At 41.6% G+C, this 4390-nt stretch carries 7 protein-coding genes; 4 read left to right on the top strand and 3 right to left on the bottom strand.

The genetic code is table 11. The features are described from left to right. Positions 1 to 172: 172 nt before the first annotated feature. Positions 173 to 436, bottom strand: coding sequence for a DUF3146 family protein (locus LC586_RS39755; RefSeq protein WP_118171445.1), 264 nt, complete (start codon positions 434 to 436; stop codon positions 173 to 175). A 477-nt stretch (positions 437 to 913) separates the two neighbouring features. On the opposite strand from LC586_RS39755, the gene LC586_RS39750 reads away from it, so the two are divergent. Continuing rightward, positions 914 to 1780, top strand: a complete 867-nt coding sequence (locus LC586_RS39750) for an aldo/keto reductase (RefSeq protein ID WP_229491267.1) — start codon at positions 914 to 916, stop codon at positions 1778 to 1780. Positions 1781 to 1907: 127 nt separating this feature from the next. On the opposite strand, the gene LC586_RS39745 is transcribed toward LC586_RS39750, so the two are convergent. Next, entirely contained in the window at positions 1908 to 2366 is a 459-nt protein-coding gene (locus LC586_RS39745; RefSeq protein WP_229491266.1) for a type II toxin-antitoxin system VapC family toxin, read from the bottom strand. Beyond that, positions 2363 to 2629 carry a FitA-like ribbon-helix-helix domain-containing protein gene (locus LC586_RS39740; RefSeq protein ID WP_094330234.1) on the bottom strand — a complete coding sequence of 89 codons (267 nt, stop codon included), beginning with the start codon at positions 2627 to 2629 and terminating at the stop codon, positions 2363 to 2365. Before LC586_RS39740 ends, LC586_RS39745 begins: the two co-directional genes overlap by 4 nt. A 204-nt stretch (positions 2630 to 2833) precedes the next feature. Here LC586_RS39740 and LC586_RS39735 point away from each other — a divergent pair, with 204 nt between their 5' ends. The 3 genes from LC586_RS39735 to LC586_RS39725 all read left to right on the top strand — a co-directional run bounded on the left by LC586_RS39735 (position 2834) and on the right by LC586_RS39725 (position 4284). Next, a complete protein-coding gene (locus tag LC586_RS39735; RefSeq protein ID WP_229491265.1) occupies positions 2834 to 3448 on the top strand; it encodes a DNA cytosine methyltransferase in 615 nt (204 codons plus the stop codon). A gap of 68 nt (positions 3449 to 3516) precedes the next feature. Next, complete coding sequence (locus tag LC586_RS39730; RefSeq protein ID WP_229491264.1) at positions 3517 to 3693, top strand: hypothetical protein; 177 nt, start codon at positions 3517 to 3519, stop codon at positions 3691 to 3693. Positions 3694 to 3717: 24 nt separating this feature from the next. Then, positions 3718 to 4284: a DNA cytosine methyltransferase gene (locus LC586_RS39725; protein ID WP_369010558.1), complete on the top strand. Its 567-nt coding sequence runs from the start codon at positions 3718 to 3720 to the stop codon at positions 4282 to 4284. Positions 4285 to 4390: the final 106 nt, after the last annotated feature.

The raw sequence follows: 4390 nt of genomic DNA, 5'->3' as shown, positions 1-4390 counted from the left end.
CACTGACCCCCTCCCTGTCAATCCTGCGGATTGAATTGGTTGGAGGTCGCGTTAATTTTAACCGCCTTATATCTCACCACTAAACGGAGTACCGTTTTAGTGGGAGGCTTACGGCGTAATAGCTAAACTCCAAACTCCAAACCCCTAACTTTTAACTCCTAACTCCTAACTTTTAAAGTTCCGCCCGAATAGTAAAAGCATAATCTCCTCCAGGCTCTAGCTGGTAATCTTGTTGCTCCAAGAATCGACCGAGGGGTTCTTTGATTAAGGCGCGGCCTTGGGAAGGCTTGACGGCAAGTTCTCCCCGGCGAAAATGCCACTGGAAATGCCACTCAAACTCACCCGCATTCACTTCGCCTTCAAGGAAGCCGTGTTGCCAGGATTGGCGGGTAATTCTGACATGGGCAATGGTTTCTGGCAGACGTTTTGCACTCACAATGCTTTATGTCAAGTGTGGAATAACAGCCGATCATGTGGGCTACTTATTTTATTTACCAAACATAGCTTAATTAAACAAACTGACAAAGTGGGTATTTGTAGTTGACTAGATTGTGTTAATGAGCAAAACGACTCCAGTATCCTGAAGTCGCGGCTATAACCCAATAAGGTTTTAAAGTAATGGGCGAATATAATTCGCTACTATACAAGCGTTCGCGTAGCGTCTCGCAGAAAAGCCCACCTCCGTGGACTAAGGGATTTCTAAATAAAAAAATACTCAACTATTTTTTGTGGGGTGGGGTTCTTATTTTTGATTTATGCAAGAGGTCTGATATCTAACCCCTGAGTAGAGTATTGCACTTATGGATTATTCACTGCTCGCCAAGTCTAAGTACCAGGGAGGATTTATGATGAATCGCTAAAAAAGCTTTGGGTAACTGGTAGATAATTGGGGCAGAAAACTATAGCTAGAAGCATGGAAACCAAACAGCTAGGAAAAACTGGTATCTTTGTGAGTGCGATCGGTTTGGGTGGTATGCCCATGTCAATTTATAATCGTCCTCCCGAATCGGAATCAATCCAAGTTATTCATCGGGCTTTGGATCTGGGTATTACATTTATTGACACTGCCGACTCTTACTGCAAAGATGAGTCAGATAAGCACCACAACGAGCGGCTAATTCACAAGGCACTTACTAGTTACAAAGGCGATGTTAGCCAAGTAATTGTGGCAACCAAAGGCGGGTTGATGCGTCCCAATGGAAGCTGGACAAGCAACGGCAACCCAGAACATTTACGCGAAACAATTCGAGTTAGTTTTGAGGCGTTTGGTGGTGCTAAACCCATCGATGTTTGGCAATACCATTCCCCCGATCCTAATTACACCATCGAAGAATCCCTTGCACCAGTTAAAGAGGCAGTCGAGGCAGGTTTGATTCGATTTGTGGGAGTTTCTAACTTTTCCGTTGAACAAATTAAGCAGGCGCGGGATGTAGTGGATATTGTCTCGGTGCAGAATCAATACAGCCCTTGGCAACGACAGCCAGAAAATGACGGCGTATTGAAGTATTGCGAACAACAAGGATTGACCTTTTTGCCTTGGAGTCCCTTTGGTGGTAGGCGTCGCCATCAGGACTTGCAAGATATCCCTGCGATCGCTAACTTAGCTAAAGAAAAAGGCGTGTCAGTATATAATATCGTTCTGGCGTGGTTGCGTTCCAAGTCGCCCGCTATTTTGCCAATTCCTGGTGCTAGCAAGGTTTCTAGCATTGAAGACTCAGCACAAGCTATCAATGTGAAACTATCTGATGAAGAAGTGCAAAAAATTGATCGGGCAACTTAATCATTCCAAGCGATTCTCACTTCGCTGTAATAGAGTCTAAACCTCATCCCCAACCCTGATGTATCGAGATGTTTAGTCTCATCCAATACTTTGGGGTTGAATATATAGTGAGGAAAAGCGATCGCTTCTACATTGACTCCAACGGTGGAACCTCAAAGTCATGAAACGAGGAAACATTGTAAGACGAAGCGGCTATTGCCTTTACCAACTTCCCGTCGAGAGTCAGCAAAGTAGCATTAACCTGCTGTGAAAGTGCAACATAAGAGCCATCGTAGGCGGAGATTCCATAATTTAATGCGATCGCAACTGCATCCGCCATCAAATCAGCTGTGGAGACAACACGCAAAGGAAAAGCTTTGAGACTAGCTAAATTCCCTTGAATCAAAGAAACATTGTAACTACCTGCACGAGCATACTTCCACAAAACGTTTGTACACTCAATGTAAAATAAGTCAGGTACAAAGATTTCTGTCTGGGGATAGGCAAGGTGAGCAAACAGTTGATTAACCTTGGCTGTTAGCAGATCGGGAATAAATTGCTTAACGGACACACTGGCATCCACGACGCACCTAAGAGGAATTGTCATCTGTCCCGATCTTCTCTAATCATGGCAGTGCTATCAGGCCATTCGATATCAGTTGGTAGCTTTTCACGGCGAAGGCGGATTTCCTCTAAAAGTTTTGGGACATTCTTTCGTCTTTCTTCTTCTGTTTGCTGTGCTTCAGTTTTTAAAGCTTGTTCTAACAGAGTTATAACTTGGGCGTTAATTGAACGGTGTTCAGATGCCGCTAACTCTTGCAGTTTTGCATACAAATCATCGGGTAAATTTCTTACATAAAGGGTAGCCATCGCTTTAGTTCAAAGTAGATTTTATCAAAATGATAGCATAATGCAAGCAAAAGGGGGAGCAATCGCATACAAGATCCAAAACCTTTCGGAAAAAGATGCATTTTGTCTGTTGCAGTTGCATAGATAGTTGATAGGCTATAAAAATTGAGAATACGTTGTGATGTAGAGGAAGGGATAAAATTATCCCCAATTGAAGCTGAAGCCATGCAATCAAAACACTGGTCAATCTTAAAGCTTGAAGTAGCTGTAAAACGTGGGTATTTTCGCACAGTAGATTTATTTGCTGGCTGTGGTGGAATGAGTCTTGGGTTTCATCGAGCTAAATATAGATGTGTTACTGCAATTGAACTAAACGATGATGCTCGAAAATCTCATGAAATTAATTTTTCTAGAATTGCACCGCCAGAGGGATATGCTACTTATACAGATATCACCAAGATTAGTCCATTTACTGCTGTATCACACTTATCACCTCTATTTGTAGCTCCTGAAAGTGAAGTAGATATTATTATTGGTGGCCCCCCCTGTCAGGCATTTTCTAGGCTTGGCCGTGCTGCATTATGGGATATAGCAGGTAAGAAATATGCTCATGCACATGATGAAAGGGCTACAATGTATCATTACTTTCTCTCTTATTTGGAAGCCTTAAAGCCAATTGCTTTTGTCATAGAAAATGTGCGAGAAATGGGTAAGTTTGTTGGAAGAAATATTGCAGAAGAAATTGCTGCAACTGCTCAAGAACTTGGATATGAAACTCGTTATACACTATTGAATGCAGTTTGGTACGGTGTTCCACAGTTAGAGAACGTATGTTTTTAGTAGGTATACGTAAAGAGTTAAATGTAGTACCATCATTCCCTAAAATACGATACGAATATGATATTCCTATGGGTTATTCAACTTCTCGCGCTGGCAAAAACCATATTGAAGTTTTGTCTCCACACGATCACTACGTAGATCATTATGATTTATCTTCAAAATTGATGCCTGCCGTGACAGTTGCACAAGCATTTACTGATTTACCACCAATTTACCACCATCTAGATGGTAGGACAGGAAAGTGATTGCCGAGAAATGTCAATCTAAAAATGCAGTATCTATCCATAAATAATGATTTCACATATCAGATGAAAAACTGGCCGGGGTTTAATGTACAGTCAAATGAATTTACTGGACATATTATTAGATATATGCCTCGTGATTACGAAATATTCCGCAGAATGCCAGCAGGTGCTATGTATCCTGAAGCACTAGAAATCGCAAATCAAATATTTAATGAAAAAATAACTGAGTTAGAGAGAAATTCTGGAAAAAAGATTATTGAAGGAAGTGAAGACTGGCAGCGGATACATAAGGCGACTGTTCCCCCTTATAAAGTTCATCGTTATCCTAATAAATTTCGCAAAATGTGGGCAGATCAGCCAGCACGAACTGTACCTGCACATATTGGTAAAGATTCATATTCGCACATTCATTTTGATAGTCACCAAGCTTGCGGTATCTCGCTTCGAGAAGCAGCTAGGCTACAATCTTTTCCAGATGCATTTCAGTTTGTAGGCAGTATGAACTCACAACTTACTCAAATTGGAAATGCTGTACCTCCTCTGCTAGCATACGCTGTTGCAAAATCTTTAAGAGCAATACGGTTCAGTTAAGGCTGAAAGACTGATTAGTGATATGAAATTTAGGAGCTTCAACTGGTTGTCCAGTACCTCTGTGTGTTGGCTTTTTAGAACGAAACTTTGATACAGGTTTTTTCAC

Origin of the sequence: Nostoc favosum CHAB5714 (assembly GCF_020829495.1) — a bacterium.
GTDB lineage: Bacteria > Cyanobacteriota > Cyanobacteriia > Cyanobacteriales > Nostocaceae > Nostoc > Nostoc favosum.
The sequence above is the reverse complement of the archived record's forward strand: the minus strand, read 5'-3'. Positions and strand labels throughout refer to the sequence as shown.

Excerpts from the sequence above, each read along its gene's own strand:
- LC586_RS39735 (WP_229491265.1), top strand. The coding sequence starts at position 2,834 with ATGCAATCAAAACACTGGTCAATCTTAAAGCTTGAAGTAGCTGTAAAA.
- LC586_RS39750 (WP_229491267.1), top strand. The coding sequence starts at position 914 with ATGGAAACCAAACAGCTAGGAAAAACTGGTATCTTTGTGAGTGCGATC.
- LC586_RS39745 (WP_229491266.1), bottom strand. The coding sequence starts at position 2,366 with ATGACAATTCCTCTTAGGTGCGTCGTGGATGCCAGTGTGTCCGTTAAG.
- LC586_RS39725 (WP_369010558.1), top strand. The coding sequence starts at position 3,718 with ATGCAGTATCTATCCATAAATAATGATTTCACATATCAGATGAAAAAC.
- LC586_RS39730 (WP_229491264.1), top strand. The coding sequence starts at position 3,517 with ATGGGTTATTCAACTTCTCGCGCTGGCAAAAACCATATTGAAGTTTTG.
- LC586_RS39740 (WP_094330234.1), bottom strand. The coding sequence starts at position 2,629 with ATGGCTACCCTTTATGTAAGAAATTTACCCGATGATTTGTATGCAAAA.